Here is a 17,420-nt window from a genome sequence, read left to right on the forward strand (position 1 = left end):
TTAGCAACAGGAGGTGTTGCTGAATATATATCCATGTTCATGGATTAAGTCCCCACTTGTTTCTAAGTGGGGACTAAATTAAGGCTTATAGGATGAATTCAGAAGGTGTGTTCAGCGGACGCTTACCTCTAACCTACATCCCACTGCAATTTTTAATCTTTATATTGCAGAATAAATGCTAAAGAATCTAAATTATTTAAACACTTGTTCAAATCCACCATCTTTACAGAATATATTTATTAATAAGAACTTATTTTGACTAAATTGCTTTCTTTTGTAAAAACAGTGATATGCATTACAGACTCTCCCCTATATAGAATTATTTTTTATTGTTATCATGTTGCAAATTTTTGAAAAGTCGCAAAGCTTCCTTATCGCCTCGTATTTGATGAATGCGGCAGATTGGACGAATCGATTTTCAATACACAGACATTTCATACAGATTTAGAGGTTTGGTATAAATTGCATACAACTGTATTAAATGCAATTTAACTACCTCCACAATGGCAAGTTTTAGGCATTCGCTCAAGCTTGCTTAGGATATATTCATGAAAAAGTTCCTTGGTCTTGTACTTGGTCTTTCAGTCGGCTTGGCGGGCTGTGGCAAACAAGAAGCGCCTGCGACTGACGCGGCACAAAAAGATTCTTCTGCTCTACACACTGTCACTATGGCATCGACTGGTTCAGATGCAGATATTTGGCGTTTTATTGCCGACTTACCTGAAACCAAAGCAGCAGGTATTCAACTTGAAGTGAAAAACTTCACCGATTACGTGTCAATGAACACTGCGGTAGCAAATAAAGAAATTGATCTTAACGCATTCCAATCTTATGCTTATATGGTTGCGTTTAATGCCAACAATAAAGATCAAATTGCACCGGTCGCAACAACTTACTTAGAGCCAATGGGTATTTACTCAAGCAAAGTGAAAAAGTTGGATGAGTTCAAAACGGGCGCAACGATTGCCATTCCAAATGACGGTGCCAATGAGTCACGTGCTTTGCTTTTACTTCAATCTGCAGGCTTGGTTAAGCTGAAAGATGGTTTTGACTATGTGCAAGGTACACCTGCGGACATTATTGAAAACACCAAGCAAATTAAAATCAAACCTATTCAAATGGCAACTGCTGTACGTGTAAAAGACGAAGTTGATGCAATTGTTTTGGGCAATACCCTTGCAATGGAAGGTGGCTTAAACGTATTAAAAGACTCTATTTATTATGAGCCAATTGACCAAAGCACAAAAATGAATGTCAACATTATAGCGACTGCTGCAGAGCGTCAAAATGACCCTGTGCTACAAAAAGTTGGTGCGCTTTACCATACCGCAGCAGTGCAACAATATATTGATCAAAACTTTGGCGGCACCAAAGTGGATGTGAACAAGCCGGTCAGCTATTTCACTGAAACAGCAAAATAGTAATATAATGCGCTAAACAAAACAGGCAAAGCGAACTTTGCCTGTTTTTTCATTTATGGACAGTTTTTGACGATATGATTGAATTTAAAAATATTTCAAAGCACTATCAGCTCAAAGGTCAAACTTTACGTGCATTGGATCAGATTAATTTACAGATTCCGGCAGGCAGTATTTTTGGCATTATTGGTTATAGTGGTGCAGGTAAAAGCACTTTAATCCGCTTGATTAATTTGTTGGAACGTCCGAACGCAGGGCAAGTCATCATTCATCAAAAAGATTTTACTGCGCTGAATGCACGTGAATTACGTCAAGAACGTGCCCATATTGGGATGATTTTTCAGCACTTCAATTTATTGCAGACTAAAACTGTGGCCGCCAATATTGAAATGCCGATGAAACTTCTCGGCTGGAGCAAAGCCGAACGTGAAAAACGTTTAAATGAATTGCTTGAGTTTATTGATTTAAAACATAAAAAAGACGCTTTTCCCGATGAGCTTTCAGGCGGGCAAAAACAACGTGTTGGCATTGCCCGTGCCCTAGCCAATCATCCTAAAATATTGCTTTGCGATGAAGCCACTTCTGCACTTGATCCGCAAACCACTAAATCGGTGTTGGAACTACTTAAAAAAATTAATCAGGAACAAGGCATTACCATTGTAATGGTGACCCACGAAATGGATGTGATTGAGTCTGTTTGTGATTATGTGGCGGTGATGGAACAAGGCAAAGTGATTGAAACAGGTTCAACACTGGAAATTTTTAGTCAGCCGCAACATCCAACCACCAAAAGTTTTATTCAAACGGTTTTACAGCAACAATTGCCAGTTAATATTCTGCATAACCTTGAAAACCAAAATCAGCACAGTATTTATTGCCTGAAGTTTTTAGGAAAATCTGCTCAGGAAACCGTGATTCAGGCCGTCATTAAACAGTTTGATATTAGCCTGAATATCCTATTTGCCAACATGACTGAAATAGATGGCGCAGTAATTGGGCAAATGTTTATTCAATTATTGGGCGATGCTGCAGAAATTCAGAATGCCATTGCCTTCTTGGAAAGTAGCGGTGTACAGGTTGAGCAGTCAGGAGTACAAGCATGAGAGATTTAATTGTACAGTGGCTGACTTCGCTGACCGCTCCATTTTGGAAAAGTTCCTTATCCATTGACCAGTTTGTCACAGCTTTGCAAGAAACCTTTCACATGGTGTTCTTTGCCATGTTGTTTGGTTGTATTTGGGGCTTTATTCAGGGCATTACCCTTTTGGTCACTCGTCCAACAGGAATTTTACCTAACCGTGTGATTTATCACGGGCTCAACCCCATTGTAAACGCACTACGCTCTCTGCCATTTATTATTTTGTTGATTGCGGTCATTCCCTTAACCAAGCTCTTGGTTGGTACCTCTATTGGAACTTGGGCAGCGATTGTACCGCTGACGATTTATGTCGGCCCCTATATTGGTCGTTTGGTGGAAACTTCATTACTTGAAGTCAATGAAGGAATTGTCGAATCTGCACAGGCGATGGGTGCAACACCATTACAAATCATCTTCAAATTTATTTTACCCGAAGCACGCAGCTCACTCATTTTAAACTTGACCACAGCCACCATTAGCTTGATTGGCGCAACTGCCATGGCGGGTGCTGTCGGTGCAGGCGGTATTGGTGACCTTGCCATCTCCTACGGTTATCAGCGTTTTGACAGTAGTGTTGTCATGCTAACGGTGGTGGTGTTATTAATTTTAGTGCAGTTGGTGCAAAGTTTAGGTGACTGGTTATCTAAGCTGAGATAAAACAATCATCACTCAATTGCGTATAACTTAGCCTGTTCACCCCACTCAATGAAACGGCAAAAGTTAGTGCATAAAATTAAAATTGTGTTAGTTGTTGAAGATCACTTCAGCACAGAAAAACACTGCGGCATGTTTTGTCTTGAGCAGAGCATGCTAAACTAACCCGTGATTTTTTAAGGGACCGATTCATGCGCTTTGTTCATTTAGGTATACATACAGAATTTTCGATTACCGAGTCGATTGTACGCGTACCTGACTTGATTAAAGCTGCAGTCAATGAAGAAATGCCTGCCTTGGCATTGACCGATTTATCCAACTTACATGCTGCCGTAAAGTTTTATGGCAAATGTTTGGGACAAGGCATCAAACCAATTTTAGGTTCAGTGCTGCGTTTAAATGATGCCGATCATCGCGTGACCTTATTATCGATGACCAATCACGGTTGGCGCAACCTGACTGAACTGGTTTCTCGTGGCTATATTGAAGGCCAGCAGCTCAATATCCCCTGTGTGAATAAAACATGGATATTAGAACAAGCCGATGATCTGATTGTATTGCTGGGTATTCAAAGTGATGTCGGCAAAATGCTGATCACCTCCAATCCGCAAAAAGCAGAACCCTTGCTTGAAGAATGGATTGAAAAATTTGGCAATCGGGTTTATTTAGCCCTGACCCGTACAGATCGTCCTGATGAAGACACCTTTATTGCCGAAGCAGTTAAATTAGCTAAAAAATATAATATTGGCGTGGTAGCACATAACGATGTGCATTTTATTCGCCGTGAAGATTATGAAGCGCATGAAGCGCGCGTCTGCATTGCCGATGGTTATGTCTTAGGGGACAACCGTCGTCCAAAAACTTACAGTCCTGAGCAATATTTTAAAACCGCCGAAGAAATGACGGCGCTGTTTTCTGACATTCCAAGTGCCATTGAAAACAGCTATCACATTGCCAAACGCTGTAATGTCACACTGCAATTGGGTAAATACTTCCTTCCAGATTATCCAATTCCAGAAGGACACACCATTGACACCTACTTTGCACACTTGTCCAAGCAAGGTTTGGAAGAACGTCTAAATGTGCTTTATCCTGTTGCACAGCGTGACGAAGATTGGGCAGAAATTCGCAAACCTTATGATGAGCGAATTGAATACGAAATTAATATTATTAACTCGATGGGCTTCCCGGGTTACTTCCTGATTGTTATGGACTTTATTCAGTGGTCTAAAAACAACGGTGTACCTGTTGGCCCGGGCCGTGGTTCGGGTGCAGGTTCATTGGTTGCCTACAGCTTAAAAATTACCGACTTAGACCCACTGCGCTATGAACTATTATTTGAACGTTTCTTAAACCCAGAACGCGTATCTATGCCCGACTTTGACGTCGATTTCTGTATTGCAGGACGCGATAAAGTCATTGACTACGTAGCTCGCACCTATGGACGTGATGCAGTATCGCAAATTGCCACTTTCGGTACCATGGCAGCCAAAGGTGCAATTCGAGATGTCGCACGAGTTTTGGGTAAGTCTTATGGCTTGGCAGACCGTATTTCCAAACTGATTCCAACCAAACCCTTAGGACTCAGCCTAGAAGAATCAATTGAAGCCGAACCCCAACTTAAAGATGTAGTCACCAACCCGTCTAACCCAGATTATGATGATGCCTCTGAAATTTGGGAAATGGCCCTAAAGCTTGAAGGCATAACCCGAAATACAGGTAAACACGCGGGTGGCGTGGTCATTGCACCCACTAAAATCACCGACTTTTCTGCAGTCATGTGTGATGCCGATGGTACCGCACGTGTTGCGCAATACGATAAAGACGATGTCGAATCGGCAGGTTTGGTCAAGTTCGACTTCTTGGGCTTACGTAACCTGACTGTTATTGAAGATGCGGTACAAAATATTAATAAACGCATCAAAGCCGATACACCGCTAGATATTGCTCATATTCCACTGGATGATAAAGACGCCTATTTAGTCTTTGCCAATGCCAATACGACTGCAGTATTCCAGTTTGAATCCGTGGGCATGAAAAAGATGCTGAAAGAAGCGCGCCCAAGTAAATTTGAAGAAATTATTGCTTTCGTGTCATTGTATCGTCCAGGCCCAATGGATCTAATTCCAGACTTTATTCACCGTATGCATGGTGGCGAGTTTGAATATCTACATCCTTTGCTAGAAGGTGTGCTTGAGCCGACCTACGGTATTATGGTCTATCAGGAACAGGTCATGCAGGCAGCACAATATTGTGCAGGCTATACACTCGGTGGTGCAGACTTACTACGTCGTGCCATGGGTAAGAAAAAACCTGAAGAAATGGTGAAACAGCGCCAAATCTTTATTGAAGGTGCTGAGAAAAAAGACATTGATGCCGCCACAGCCAACCATATTTTCGACTATATGGAAAAATTCGCTGGCTATGGTTTTAACAAATCACACGCAGCTGCCTATGCCTTGGTGGCATATCAGACTGCATGGCTCAAAGCACACTACCCTGCTGAATTCTTGGCAGCGGTCATGTCATCGGAAATGCAAAACACCGATAACGTGGTGTTCTTGATTGATGATTGCCGCCACAATGGCTTAGAAGTGTTACCGCCTTCAGTGAATATGTCTTTGTATCATTTCCACGCAAGCGATGAACGTACCATTGTCTATGGACTTGGTGCGATTAAAGGCGTGGGTGAACAGGCCATGCAATCTGTGATTGATTCACGCCAAAAAGAAGGACCATATCGCGATTTATTTGACTTCTGTCATCGTATTGATTTGAAAAAAATCAACAAACGAACCCTTGAAGCCTTAATTCGTGCGGGTGCATTAGACTGTTTAGGCATCGAACGCTCAAGTTTAATGGCACAATTGCCAGAAGCTGTACAAGCGGCGGAACAAGCACGTTCCAACCGTGAAACAGGCATCATGGATTTATTTGGTGAAGTTGAAGAAGTACAACGTAAGCCTGCCAAACCTGTAAAACCATGGTCAGATGAAGTCCGACTTAAAGGTGAAAAAGACACACTTGGACTTTACCTCACTGGTCACCCGATTGATGTCTATCGCAATGAATTAAAAGCCTTTATTCCAAGTAAAATTAATGAACTGACGCCAACCCGTCGTGGCGTGACCACCGTCTTTGCAGGCTTGGTGGTGGATGTCGCCAACTTCCCAAATCGGATGGTGGTCACTTTAGATGATGGTACGGCACGTATTGAAGTATCTGCCAACCATGAGCGCTTCCAACGCTTTAAAGATATTGTACAAACTGAAAAAGTGGTGGTGATTGAAGGCGAAATTTACGAACGTGAAGGTTTTGACCGCCCAATGGGACGCTTAACCAAAGCGTTTAGCTTGAATGAAATTCGTCAAAAACGCGCCAATAGTATTCAAATTCACTTGCATGCAGAACATTTAAGCAAGACCTTGAGTCAAGACTTACAAAATATGTTGCTGCCTTATTGTAATGTGGATTTATGCACGCATATTCCTGTTTTATTGCACCTTGACTATGCTTATGCCACTGCAGAATTACATTTGGGCATTCAGTGGAAAATCGCACCCTTAGATGAAGCCTTGGTCAAATTGCGTGACTATTTTGGTAAAGAAAGCCTGCATATCGAATATCAAGTGAAATCCAAAGCCGCGAAAGCTGTCGATGTGGCGAAACCTGCATCGATTGCTCCACCACCTGCTGATATGAGCATGGATGATGCTATGGATTTATACCATACCGAAGTTGATCAATATTCTTAATTAAAAATTTAACCCATCTGGATTTGTTATGAGTCAAACCGACAATGCAGCTGTTGCCGCACACCTCTCCCACGTGCGTATTGTCATGGTGAATACCACCCTGCCTGCCAACATCGGTAGCGCCTTACGCGCCATGAAAACCATGGGGCTATGTAAATTGGTTTTGGTTGATCCAAAAACCTATCCGCATCCAGATATTGATGCTTTGGCGGCAGGTGCAACCGATTTAATTGAACAGATTGAAGTGGTTGAACAGCTCGAAGATGCAATTGCCGACTGCCATTTGGTCTTTGGCACCAGTGCACGTAGTCGTACTATTCCTTGGCCACTCTTAGATGCACGCCCTGCGGCAGAAAAGTCGTTAAATGCTGTGGCACAGCATGGGCAAAATGTTGCCATTATTTTTGGACGTGAAGATCGTGGTTTAACCAATGAAGAGCTGGCTTTGGCGAATTATCACGTGACGATTCCTGTCAATGAAGAATATGGTGTGCTCAATGTTGCTCAAGCCATTCAAGTGATTTGCTATGAAATGCGTATGGCTGCCATCGATATTGTCGGAAAAATTGCCGATCCTGCAGCGACGATGCAAGTGACAGATTCTGAAGCGATGCAATGGGATGAACCTTTGGTCAACCATGAACAAATGCAACAGTTCTATCCACATTTAGAAAAAATGCTGGCAGAAATTGAATTTATGGATCCAAAAAATCCACGATTATTGCCTTTGCGCTTGCGTCGGCTTTTCGGACGTATACAATTAGATCGTATGGAATACCATTTACTTCGCGGTATTTTTAGCCGCGTACAAGCAATGAATAACGGTTCATGGAAAAAATCTACATCAACACAGGACGAGGATCAAACTAATGCTTAAACAGCTCAAAGAAGACATTCAAGCTGTCTTCGCGCGCGATCCTGCTGCTCGAAATACACTCGAAGTCTTAACCACTTATCCAGGAATTCACGCTTTAATTATGCATCGTGTGGCGCATGAATTATGGAACAAAGACTGCAAGGGGTCGGCACGTCTACTCTCGTCATTTAGCCGTTTTGCTACAGGAATTGAAATTCATCCCGGTGCAAAAATTGGTCGTCGCTTTTTTATTGACCATGGCATGGGCGTAGTGATTGGTGAAACTGCTGAAATTGGTGATGATGTCACCTTATATCATGGCGTGACTTTAGGCGGCACAACGTGGAATAAAGGCAAACGTCATCCAACTTTGGAAGATGGCGTAGTAGTCGGTGCAGGCGCGAAAATTCTAGGCCCATTCACCGTACATAAAAATGCCAAAGTTGGCTCTAATGCGGTTGTGACCAAAGAAGTACCTGAAGGCGCAACTGCTGTGGGTAACCCTGCGCGCTTTATTATGAAAAATAAACCTGCCGATGATCAGGAAGCACGTCGTCGTGATTATGCTGCCAGTATTGGTTTCCAACCTTATGCAGCAACGCAGGACCAATCTGACCCAGTATTGGACGGCATGCGAGTATTACTAGATCGCTTGGAACAAAATGAAAAACGTATGAATTTATTATGTCAGCGTCTCTCTTTACTTGACCCAAGCTTTAAAAACCCACAGCAAAATGAACAACCTTATAGTGCAGAAGAATTAAAAATAATTGAAGATGTTAGACGTGAGTGTGAAGCACAAAGTAAATAAGGCTGTTTATTTGATCAATCCTATATACTTAAAAAAACTTCGTATCACTGTGTAACTAAGCCCCCTCAATTGTATTGCATGTTCGGAACAGATTTCTTAGACTGACCGACATGCAATATTTTAATCCGACACAATCACCTCTCACTTTTAAAATAAATTGAACGGAAGAACACCATGACCCTTAAGCCTTTGGCACTCAGTATTCTAGCCGCAACGCTCGTTAGCGCCTGTGTTGCACCACCAAAACAAGAAGTAAAACCACCTATCGTATTTACCGAACCTGAATTAAGTGCACCATTCTATGCCTTAAATCCATTTAATTATGATGCCCCACCACCATTTGAAATTAACCTACAAAAAGCAGCAGCACAGCCTGTGACTAAAATGGTGGTTACTAACCCAAATGATCCAAGCAAAAGCATTACCTTAGATCAAAACAAATTGATTGTACCTACGGTCAATAACAATGCCCGTAGCTTGAAGTTTGCAGTTTTGGCAGGTGAAAACGAAATTGACATCACCGAAATTGATGACTTCTTACAATTGGTCGAAGGCAAAGCACGTCACTATCCACCACGTTTTAGCGAACGTCAGGAACGTCGTGGTTTCGAGGCAAAGCTCAAAGAAGTGACTCAACAATTAGACACTTTGGCAGCCAATGAAAATGCCTCTTTTGATATTTTGATGCGTGCATTTAAAGCCAGTGTTATGGCACGTAACCTAGACTTAGGCTCTGTTTACACCACACGCTCACTTAACTATGCGCAGCGTATCTTAAAAATTAATCAGGAAGATGCCGAAGCGAATTTCTGGTTTGGTTTCGGTCTGTCTGAAGGTGGCGGTCATCGTGAAGCCATTCCTTATTTAGACAAAGCCATGAAAGCAGGTGTGCAGGAAGCTTATTTGTCTGCGGCAAACAATTATATTGCCATGGAACAAAAGAAAAATGCAGTACAAACTTTGAAAAACTATAAAATCAAATACCCGCAAGAAGCCGAAGTGGCTGACCGTTTGATTGCTGAAATTGAAAAGCAAGGTCGCTGGAATGTGTGGCAAGTGATCGCACCACGCACTTAATAAAAAATCGATACAAAAATACCTAAAAATAGACCGTTTCGACGGTCTATTTTGCTTTCTACGCAATTGAAAAAGCTTTAAAAAAACGTATGATGGAAAAAAATCTTAAAAATTAAGCCAGACTTTCCATGAATAAAATTGTGATTGCTGCATTGCTCAGTACAACACTGCTGTCTGGTTGTCAGGTGGTCAGTGTTAAAAATCAGGCGTTAAAAGTTAGTATTGCCAATGAACGTGATAGTATTTTATCGCGCAAAAAACTGAGTGAAGCCAGTTTAAATGTCTTGTCGATGACAGGACGTGAAGCCAATATTTGTGCCGAAAAACCTGAAGAATGTGTAAGTGCACTCAAACAAATCCCGCAAATTCAAGATGAACAACTGCTCTCAACCGCCAGTGAATTATATTTAGCGAAAGCGATTGAACTGGAAAATTCATCGTCCTGTAAAATCAGTATTCTGAACAGTAAAAGATCGGAAGAACAACAAAAAATTCATCAGGCCAATTATGAACAATGTTTAGATCAGCAATTGCACATGCTCGATCAAAGTATTCGTTATAGTTATGCCTATATGTTTAAAACCAAACGTGCGCCGCAAGACCGTCTTTTTGACAACAGACAAGTCCAAATTCGGGACTTTTATAATCAGGCGATTGCCAAATTGGTCAGCAGCTATGCGCTGCGCTATAAACATGATGAATTACAACAACAAATTCGTGTTGGCAACAGTATTTATGACATTGATTTTGATTACTACCCACAGTTGAAACAGCAGAAAATTCAGCAGTTGATGTCAACCTATAACCTGAACTTTTCGGGTTTGCGCTCGGTCACGCGCCGTGATGGTTTTGGGTCTGAATTTCTAGTGGTACTACCTGAAAATCCAAACGATGATCTGAGCAAAAGCAAATATATTATTGATCCGCTAAAATATGATTATCCTGCAGGAAAAAATCCAAATATTCACCAAGCTCGCTATTTAGCCGCGACAATCACTGCAGAACCACATAGCGCCAATTCCATTGAAGATATTTTGAATCGGCCGCATTTTAAGCTCAAGGCTTATGATCCGTATAAATATGAATCTGCCCAAATTGCACAAAAGAACTACCCGCTTGCAGCTAACTTTTCTGCACCTTATGGCTTGTGGTTAGCGCAAAATAATTTAGGTAAATCGGCTTATTTATCCTTAATTGATCGTGAAGAACGACTCAGTATGCCGCATTTGTACTTACTTGAGCCGTATAATCCGAATAAAAAAGTCATTGTCCTCATTCATGGTTTGGCCAGTAGCCCCGAAGCGTGGATTCGCTTAACCAACGATATTATGGGCGATCCTGTATTGCGGGAAAACTTTCAAGTCTGGCAAGTGTTTTACTCGACCAATATGCCAATTTTAGAAAGCCGTTTCCAAATTTATGCCTTGCTTCAACAAGGCTTTAAACAGGTCAGTCCTTCTGCTGCAGCCAAAAAAGATGCTGTAGTAATTGGACACAGCATGGGTGGTATTTTGGCACGTTTGTTGGTCAGCGATACTGATTTAACTCAACCTGCCATGCAAATGCTTAAAAACCGACGTCTGGAACGCTTTAAATCTGATCCTTTGTTGCAAGCACGTTTGCGCCTTAAACCCATCACCAATTTTAACCGTGCAATATTCTTGGCTGCACCGCATAAAGGTACAGAGTTTGCAGACCGCTGGTTCACCCTTGCAGCACGTAAAGTCATTCGCTTACCGACTGCATTTTTAAGCGCGTTTGCGGATACCTTGCAGCAACATGAAGTCGATTTAAAAAATCTAACCAAAGAAATTGGGCATGGCGTCATTCAAAATGGACCGAGTGATTTAAGTAAAAATTCCAAATTTACGGAATTAACTGAAGATATTTTGCCTGTCAAAGGATTTAAATATCACAGTATTATTGGCAATAATACCGACAGCACTGAGCATCTGTTAATGAATGACGATGTGGTGCATTACAACAGTGCCCACTTAGATGGCGCTGTTTCAGAAAAAATTATTAAAGGCGGACATTCCATTCAGGAAACGCCAGAAGCTGTATTGGAACTGCGACGTATTCTTAGATTACATTTGCAAGATTTAGGCTTGTATAAACCGTAATCCGTCACGGCAAATAAAAAACCGAAGTCTAAGTGGCTTCGGTTTTTTATCTATCATGCTATTTCTCAGCAGTATTAGATTGGTGCTTGTCCCCAATAAGCTTTGGTCAATAAGGCCTCTAATTCGGCATAGTCATATTCGCGTGGATTATAATATGGACTATCGCAGATAATACGTGCCACTTGGGCAGGTGCTGTTTCGGGTAATCCTAAATCTTTAAGTGCCATTGGAATATTCAATCTTTGGTTAAGCTGATAAATCGCCAAGCCCAACTGTTCCCGATCTGACACATTTAAAGCTGCTGCCAGTTGATTCATTGCAGCAATATCTGCATGTCGGTTGTAATACACTGAATACGCCAACACAATGGCGTGGGTTTGCGCATGTGGCAACTGATAACGTCCACCTAAGCTATGGCAAATTTTATGATGAATTGCCATCCCCACCGAACCCAAACACACACCAGCCAACCATGCACCATATAAAGCGTGTTCACGTGCCTGCATATTATGAGGCGCTTGCACAATTTCAGGTAAAGCCTGTGCCAGTTGAGTAATCGCCTCTAGCGCCATTAAACTTACAATGGGATTTTTATCCTGTGCATATAATGCCTCAACTGCATGTGCCATCGCATTCATGCCCGAACATGCCGAAATTTCAGTGGGTAAGTTGAGTGTCAATTCAGGATCATAAATCACTACTTTAGGCAAAACTTGAGCTGCTTTGCCTGTGGTTTTCAGCTGGTTTTCGGTGATGCCATACACCGCTGTCATTTCACTACCTGCATAAGTGGTCGGAATTGCAATAATCGGCAAATGAGTTTCTAAGGCAATCGCTTTGGCTAAACCAATCGCAGAGCCACCGCCTAATGCCAAACAGCAATCTACTCCTAAACGCTGCACATCTTGAATGGCCTGATCTGCAACCTCTTTTGGCACATGCATCACCGCATGAGGATAGACCGCTACAGCCATGTCTTGGATTTGTGCCAATAAACGCTCGCCTGCGGCTTGTTGCCCTGCAGTAGTAATAATTAAAATACGCTGATAGGCATAAGGACGTAAAATCTCTTGGATTTTTTGCAGATGACCTACGCCAAAGTGAACATCGATTGGCAATGCCTGATAATGGAATGCTTGCATGTTATTGAGCTTAAATATTGTCGTTACATTTTAATAGCATATAACTATGACTAGGCTACTGAACAGCCCAATTCTGCAACGCTGCTTTGCAAATATTCACATAAAGACTCGAGATAAACTATTTTGCTATAAATACAAAAACCCATGATCTCATGGGTTTTTGTATTATTAAAATCAAATGCGATGAATCAATCAGCTATCAATTTTAATGTAAAGAAAACTTGTACTTTTGTGCTTAGTCAATTTCTTTTAGGCACACTGCAGATAAAATTGGCACACCGAAACATGGAAGCAACAATAAAATCCAGTATTCCACGACGGTAGCTTCACCACTGATCATATTGATGAATAATCCACCAATGATTAATACCGCTGCAATTAAACCCAGAAAAATTCCAAAAAATCTTGCAGGCATTTTACGTCCCCTGAACAATCGAACAAAAGTGTTAAATCTAGTATATACCTTATAATTAAATAAGATATTATTTTTTAAGCAAAGATTAACAAAGCAATACAATCAGCTGCATTAGAAATGTCAACATTGCGCATATTGAAGTATAGTCTCAATGCACTTGTTTATTTGACCTGAGAGGACACGCATGGCATTTGTTGTTTCCACCATGCTTTCATGCCACCTTGCAACTGCGATGCCTGATAACCCATTTTAGCCAATCTTCGGGTTACAGGAATACTGCGATGTGCAGATAGACAAATAGTCACTACAGGCTTTGTAGGATCTAAAGATAATGCTTTGACATTAGATTCATTCATTTGACTCAAAGGCAAATGCAACGCACCTTGAATATGGCTGTCACAAAATTCTTTTCGGGTACGTACATCTACAATTTGCACATCTTGCTGTTGTTGTAACAAATCCTGTGCGTTTATTTCAGGCACTTTACCCCACGGCAGATACATCATCAAATTAAACATTGCACACTCCAAAGCAAATAAAACTTGAAAATTCCAACAAATGATTTAAACCATAGCATGTCTAATTTTATCTAGCTGTGGCTATTTCCAAAGAGAAATCATATAGACACATTTGCTAACAATAATCAAAACTTAATTAATATATTATTTTATATTATATAGGATCAAAAAAAATGTGAGTGATTTCATGAAAACACCAGATCAACTGATTACCGAAGCGAAAAGCCAAATTACCGAAATGAGTGTTCAAGATGTCTATGAGGTGTATAGCAAACATCCTGATATTATTTTGATTGATGTACGTGAACCAGAAGAACATCAAGCCTGTGCAATTGATCGTGCTGTGAACTTTCCGCGTGGCATGCTCGAAATGAAAATTGCACAACACCCTGTTGTCAATCATTACTGTGAAGTTGAACGCGCACTTGCTGATCTTGCAGAAAAAGATATTTATTTGATCTGTGGTACAGGTGCACGCTCAGCTTTGGCAACTCAATCTTTGCAGCGTATGGGCTTTGAAAAAATATTTTCTGTACAAGGCGGCATGCAGGCTTGGATTGAAGCTGGTTTACCCACAATCTCAATTACAGCTTAATTGACTAAATTACGAAACGATCCATTGCTTTAGCCCAAAACCACTTGAGTAAAGCAGTATTTTTACTACACAGTTCATGTGATAAACAAAGCTTTATCATTAAACAGTTAAATTTTTTGTTATAGTGTTACATGAAAATTCAATAAAAGACGTATGCAGTGTTGATGATGTGGGGAAGATTGCTCGGATTAACAGCAATCTTGTTACAAGTCGCTGTATTCCTACAGCCTTTATTGCCAGAGAAACAACATTTTTCCTCTGTCTGTAAAACTGTTGCCCAAGCATTATTTTTTGATCAGCCAAGCTCTGCAAATCTTCTACAACGCACAGCTAGCACATCTACGTCTGAATCTCATCTAAGTCATACGGCTCATTCACCGCATACAGACAAAGTTGACACACGGCATTCAGCTCAACATGCGCATGTATCATCCAAACAAGATGCACATGAAAACCATGAATGTGAATATTGTTTAGTCTATAGCTTTGCACTTCCCTTACTAGATACCAAGCTTAGATACGTGTTAATCCGAACACAAATTCGGGTTTTGTCTTTTAAAGCATCTTTTACACCCTCACTATTTCAAACTGAGCCGCTTTTTGTTTTACCACAAAGCCGCGCACCACCTTTTATAAAATAAAAACTATTCCATTGCTTTTGCTGTGTTTATAAAGAGCAATGCATTCAATTTTAAATATGGGATGTGTGTTAAATACAGCATAGTAACAATTTTTTATGAATTGACTTGTTTATTCGACCTTTAGGAGGAGATTAATATGCATCTGCTTCAACTTAGTCATAACCATGTAAATCACGATTTAGATCAAAACTCCTGTTTAGATTTAGCCCAACAAATTGTTAAAGTTCGGCAAACAATGAATATTTCACAAACTGAACTTGCGGCAAAATTGTGTATCTCTGCCCGAACGTTGGAAAGCTGGGAACGTGGTGTGCGTCAACCGTCGAGCTCTGCTCAAGCGTTGATTCGATTATTTATTAAATCGCCACAATTTGTGTTAGAAAGCTTGGCATAAAGCACTTTATAATTATGAATTAAAGCAATGTAAATCAATAAAGAAGCTCCCAAGGGAGCTTCTTTGGTCAAAAGAGTTGAAGCATCATTTTGATATACATATAGAATGAATACCCTTGCTGTTTCATAGCTATATATTCAAAAATAGAATAAAGATATGAATTTATATTCAAATACAAGAATACAACTTTTCAATATACTGCTGCATATATTGTTTTTACTCGATCTATATTCTCATGAAATATCTATCTTCTTTTATCTCAATTGCTGTTATCGCACCTTTGTTTTCAACATCTGCTTTTGCAACAACAGGATATTTCATGCATGCATATAGTGTGAAATCTCAAGGAAACGCAGGCACAGCCATTGCCAATTTTCAGGACAGTCTGACTATTGCAAGCAACCCAGCGGGTTTGAGCTGGTTAGATAAGCGTGTTGATGCAGGTTTAACTATTTTCTCTCCAGATCGTGAGTCTGAAATTACAGGAAATGGTTATGGAGCAAATGGTCAGTACGATGGCAATAGCCGTAAATACTTTGTAATTCCAGATGTAGGTTATGTTCACCCAGTGAATGAACAAGTCACTGCGGGTATTGCGGTTTATGGCAATGGTGGCATGAATACCAATTATAAAAATAATCCTTATGCAGTTTATGATAATACAGGAAGCGCAGGTATTTCATTAACCCAAGCCTTTATTTCACCTGCTTTATCTTGGAAATATGCAGAAAATCAATCTATAGCCTTGGCTGCAAATATTTTATATCAACGTTTTAGTGCACAAGGTTTTGCTGGTGATGTCTTTGGTGGTGCTTCGTCAAACGGTGCGGCAATTAGCGATCGTGGCAATGACGATTCATACGGCGTAGGTGCACGTATTGGCTGGTCGGCAAAACCAAATGATAAACTGACCCTTGGTGCAAGCTATTCATCTAAAATTAATGCCAGCCGCTTTAAGAAATATGAAGGTTTATTTGCCAAACAAGGTGATTTTGACGTACCTGAAAGCTATGGTGTAGGTTTAAATTATCAACTTACCCCTGCTTTATCAGTCGCGACAGATTACTTACGCATTAATTATTCAGATGTAGATTCTGTTGGCAATAAACTGGATCAATTATTCGCAAACAATAAATTTGGCACAACACAAGGTCCTGGTTTTGGATGGGATGACATCAATGTCTATAAAATTTCAGCGACTTATCAAGCCTCAGAAAAACTGACTTTACGTGCGGGTTATAGCTATAACGATCAGCCTGTTAAAAATGATCAAACCTTCCTAAATATTTTGGCACCAGGTGTGGTACAAGAGCATTTAAGTGTTGGTGCAACTTGGCAACTCGATGATCAACAAAATGTAAGTGTGGCTTATACACACGCACTCAAAGAAACAATGCAAGGTAACAACTCTATCCCCACTGATTTTGGTGGTGGCGAAGCCAATTTAAGCATGAGCCAAAATATTTTGGGCGTGTCATATAGTTTGAATTTTTAAATTCTACATAGCTTGAGTTTGAATAATAGCTTGCCATGATCTGAAAAGATGATGGCTTTTTTTACTTTGATTGTGATGAAGTTTTTCCAAAGTACGGCTTTTAGCTAGAAATAAGACCATGCAAAGCATAATGTTACAACATGCACTACTTTCTAAATGAATCCATAGAAAACAATCAAATTTCGATGCTTTTTATAACGATGAATTACACGAAAAACTCAGTAAAATTCAGCCAAATGACACAATAATTTTCACTTTTAACGTAAGCGTCCGCTGAACACACCTTCTGAATTCATCCTATAAGCCTTAATTTAGTCCCCACTTAGAAACAAGTGGGGACTTAAATTTATGACTACAAATAATCAGACATCCATCGCATCTCTTGCGA

Annotated in this window: 15 protein-coding genes; 12 read left to right on the plus strand and 3 right to left on the minus strand. The window is 40.5% G+C overall.

The features are described 5' to 3' along the window. Nucleotides 1–548 precede the first annotated feature (548 nt). The 8 genes from ACEO2X_RS10705 to ACEO2X_RS10740 all read left to right on the plus strand — a co-directional run bounded on the left by ACEO2X_RS10705 (nucleotide 549) and on the right by ACEO2X_RS10740 (nucleotide 11,832). A complete protein-coding gene (locus tag ACEO2X_RS10705) occupies nucleotides 549–1,421 on the plus strand; it encodes a MetQ/NlpA family ABC transporter substrate-binding protein (protein WP_371972018.1) in 873 nt (290 codons plus the stop codon). A 74-nt stretch (nucleotides 1,422–1,495) separates the two neighbouring features. Then, nucleotides 1,496–2,521, plus strand: a complete 1,026-nt coding sequence (locus ACEO2X_RS10710; RefSeq protein WP_168525434.1) for a methionine ABC transporter ATP-binding protein — start codon at nucleotides 1,496–1,498, stop codon at nucleotides 2,519–2,521. After that, a complete protein-coding gene (locus tag ACEO2X_RS10715; RefSeq protein ID WP_168417491.1) occupies nucleotides 2,518–3,213 on the plus strand; it encodes a methionine ABC transporter permease in 696 nt (231 codons plus the stop codon). The genes ACEO2X_RS10710 and ACEO2X_RS10715 overlap by 4 nt, the downstream gene beginning before the upstream one ends. Nucleotides 3,214–3,401: 188 nt before the next feature. Then, nucleotides 3,402–6,965, plus strand: coding sequence for a DNA polymerase III subunit alpha (dnaE, locus tag ACEO2X_RS10720; RefSeq protein ID WP_323712367.1), 3,564 nt, complete (start codon nucleotides 3,402–3,404; stop codon nucleotides 6,963–6,965). Between the two features lie 28 nt (nucleotides 6,966–6,993). Then, nucleotides 6,994–7,842, plus strand: coding sequence for an RNA methyltransferase (locus ACEO2X_RS10725; protein WP_004973119.1), 849 nt, complete (start codon nucleotides 6,994–6,996; stop codon nucleotides 7,840–7,842). Further along, nucleotides 7,835–8,632, plus strand: coding sequence for a serine O-acetyltransferase (cysE, locus tag ACEO2X_RS10730; protein ID WP_004973118.1), 798 nt, complete (start codon nucleotides 7,835–7,837; stop codon nucleotides 8,630–8,632). Before ACEO2X_RS10725 ends, cysE begins: the two co-directional genes overlap by 8 nt. A gap of 174 nt (nucleotides 8,633–8,806) precedes the next feature. Next, complete coding sequence (locus ACEO2X_RS10735; protein WP_004973117.1) at nucleotides 8,807–9,709, plus strand: ABUW_2363 family tetratricopeptide repeat lipoprotein; 903 nt, start codon at nucleotides 8,807–8,809, stop codon at nucleotides 9,707–9,709. Between the two features lie 128 nt (nucleotides 9,710–9,837). Next, a complete protein-coding gene (locus ACEO2X_RS10740) occupies nucleotides 9,838–11,832 on the plus strand; it encodes a triacylglycerol lipase (protein WP_179996218.1) in 1,995 nt (664 codons plus the stop codon). 74 nt (nucleotides 11,833–11,906) lie between these two features. Here ACEO2X_RS10740 and ACEO2X_RS10745 read toward each other — a convergent pair whose 3' ends face one another. The 3 genes from ACEO2X_RS10745 to ACEO2X_RS10755 all read right to left on the minus strand — a co-directional run bounded on the left by ACEO2X_RS10745 (nucleotide 11,907) and on the right by ACEO2X_RS10755 (nucleotide 13,907). Further along, nucleotides 11,907–12,974 (minus strand): maleylacetate reductase, encoded by a 1,068-nt coding sequence (locus ACEO2X_RS10745; protein ID WP_180037651.1) that lies wholly within the window; start codon nucleotides 12,972–12,974, stop codon nucleotides 11,907–11,909. Nucleotides 12,975–13,209: 235 nt separating this feature from the next. Beyond that, entirely contained in the window at nucleotides 13,210–13,389 is a 180-nt protein-coding gene (locus ACEO2X_RS10750; protein ID WP_096900920.1) for a hypothetical protein, read from the minus strand. Nucleotides 13,390–13,550: 161 nt separating this feature from the next. Continuing rightward, on the minus strand, nucleotides 13,551–13,907 hold the full coding sequence (locus ACEO2X_RS10755) for a rhodanese-like domain-containing protein (RefSeq protein ID WP_225530659.1): 357 nt from the start codon (nucleotides 13,905–13,907) through the stop codon (nucleotides 13,551–13,553). A 187-nt stretch (nucleotides 13,908–14,094) separates the two neighbouring features. Between ACEO2X_RS10755 and ACEO2X_RS10760 the strand changes: the two genes are divergently transcribed. From ACEO2X_RS10760 to ACEO2X_RS10775, 4 genes are all read left to right on the plus strand, one after another. Next, nucleotides 14,095–14,502, plus strand: coding sequence for a rhodanese-like domain-containing protein (locus tag ACEO2X_RS10760; RefSeq protein ID WP_004973106.1), 408 nt, complete (start codon nucleotides 14,095–14,097; stop codon nucleotides 14,500–14,502). 167 nt (nucleotides 14,503–14,669) lie between these two features. Further along, a complete protein-coding gene (locus tag ACEO2X_RS10765) occupies nucleotides 14,670–15,143 on the plus strand; it encodes a DUF2946 family protein (protein ID WP_371972020.1) in 474 nt (157 codons plus the stop codon). 136 nt (nucleotides 15,144–15,279) lie between these two features. Next, nucleotides 15,280–15,537 (plus strand): DNA-binding transcriptional regulator, encoded by a 258-nt coding sequence (locus tag ACEO2X_RS10770; protein ID WP_225530657.1) that lies wholly within the window; start codon nucleotides 15,280–15,282, stop codon nucleotides 15,535–15,537. Nucleotides 15,538–15,772: 235 nt separating this feature from the next. Beyond that, nucleotides 15,773–17,032 (plus strand): OmpP1/FadL family transporter, encoded by a 1,260-nt coding sequence (locus tag ACEO2X_RS10775; RefSeq protein ID WP_371972019.1) that lies wholly within the window; start codon nucleotides 15,773–15,775, stop codon nucleotides 17,030–17,032. Nucleotides 17,033–17,420 lie beyond the last annotated feature (388 nt).

The organism is Acinetobacter sp. AL9 (genome assembly GCF_041464035.1).
In the GTDB taxonomy this organism is placed as follows: domain Bacteria; phylum Pseudomonadota; class Gammaproteobacteria; order Pseudomonadales; family Moraxellaceae; genus Acinetobacter; species Acinetobacter towneri.